Here is a 1,187-nt window from a genome sequence, read left to right as displayed (position 1 = left end):
TCCTGACCCTAGGACGATGCCCTTGTGCTCCGCCCATTCCATGCACTGCCCGGCAGGGTATTCCGCAGGAATATCCCGAGAGGGAGGGTGCCGCTGATGTATTCCGGGCCGTTGTCGACCCTGATTGTCTTTGGTGCGCCACGCCATTCGCTGATCTGGTTCTACGCCCGGACCACGCGCTCGGCAGGCAGCGAGAAGTCGACCTCGATTCCCAGGCCCTCGCGGTTGAAATCGTCCAGCACGTTCAGCAGCCAGAACTGACGACCGTCCACTGCCCGGCAGGGCATTGCGCAGCAATGGCCCGAGCCTGTCAGCCATGAAATCCATGGACCAGACCTCATTCGCAGCTTCCGGAACCGCCAGCGTGTCAGGCTTCTCCCGTTTCAGCCGCTTGCGCGGCTTGATTGTCACCCGGCAGGGCATTGCATCGCAATGTCCCGAGAGGGGCGCAGGTTCAGCTCCAGCTCGCGGTAGATCCGGTAGACCCGTTTGTGGTTCCAGCATTCGCCATTGTCTCTCGGACCAATGGCGCGACAACGGCTCATCCTTGGACATTGCGCAGGTACAGAAAGCACAGGCCAAAGCCCCAGATCTTCTTTGCTTTTGTCAGCCCGAGCAGCAGGTCGGCGATCTGTCCGTTCTCGTCGTCCAGCTTGGGGCTGTACCGGTAACAGGTCTCGCTGACCTGGAAGGTCCGACAGGCCAGCGCGATGCTGACGCCCTTCATCGCCACCGCTTTCACGGCCAACTCTCGGCGCTGCCCCTCTCGGGCCATTGCGGCGCAATGCCCTGCTGGACAGTGGGTGGCCGTATCATTTTTTTCCGAGCGCCTCCTTCAGGAGGTCATTCTGCATGCTGACGTCTGCGTACATGCGCTTGAGGCGTCGGTTCTCCTCGGCCATCGCGTTCGCGGTGCGCTCGGACCGATGGCGCTTACCGCTCACTCTCGCTGATGAGGCTGGCGTCCATACCGCCATACTTCGCCCGCCATTTGTACAGCGTCGCACTACTCATACCGTGTTCCCGGCACAGCTCGACGGCAGGCACACCGCCCTCCATCTGGCGCAGCACGCCCCCTCTCGGGCCATTGCTGCGCAATGCCCTGCCGGGCAGTGCATGATCTGGGCCTCGCTAAAACGTGTCTTCTTCATCGGAATCTCCTCGTTCATCCTGCCGAGAAAATTCTA

Annotated in this window: 1 pseudogene; it reads right to left on the bottom strand. The window is 61.5% G+C overall.

Going from position 1 to position 1,187, the window contains the following annotated elements:
• Positions 1-83: 83 nt before the first annotated feature.
• A pseudogene (locus KO516_RS17605) lies at positions 84-1,118 on the bottom strand (transposase); the annotation flags it as partial.
• Between the last annotated feature and the right edge of the window lie 69 nt (positions 1,119-1,187).

This window comes from Citreicella sp. C3M06 (genome assembly GCF_018860705.1).
Lineage (GTDB): Bacteria > Pseudomonadota > Alphaproteobacteria > Rhodobacterales > Rhodobacteraceae > Salipiger.
Note: the sequence above shows the minus strand (reverse complement) of the source record. Positions and strands in the feature narration are given on the sequence as shown.